General features: G+C 49.3%; 1 protein-coding gene. It reads right to left on the bottom strand.

Annotation, left to right across the window (positions count from 1 at the left end):
- A partial coding sequence (locus R0J87_RS20705; RefSeq protein ID WP_498888606.1) for an NAD-dependent epimerase/dehydratase family protein occupies positions 1-270 on the bottom strand: 270 nt, incomplete at both ends.

Genomic DNA, 270 nt, shown 5'->3' with positions numbered 1-270 from the left:
CGTAGTAGCTGCTACTTTCGACAACGCGAAAGCCCGCAAACGGTGGGAAATGATGGCGCAGCGGATGTTTTTCGAAGCTCGCCAGCAGCATCTCGCCCAGTTCCTCAATGCTCGCTTCGTTCTCAGGATTGCCAATGTTGATAATTTCACCGTCGCAGCGATTTCCCGCATTTTCGATAATGCGGTATAACGCCTCGATACCATCGCGAATATCAGTAAAGCAGCGTTTTTGTTTTCCGCCATCAATCAGCTTAATCGGTGAACCTTCTA

It is taken from the genome of Halomonas sp. SIMBA_159, assembly GCF_046536035.1.
GTDB lineage: Bacteria > Pseudomonadota > Gammaproteobacteria > Pseudomonadales > Halomonadaceae > Vreelandella > Vreelandella venusta_A.
The sequence above is the reverse complement of the archived record's forward strand: the minus strand, read 5'-3'. Positions and strand labels throughout refer to the sequence as shown.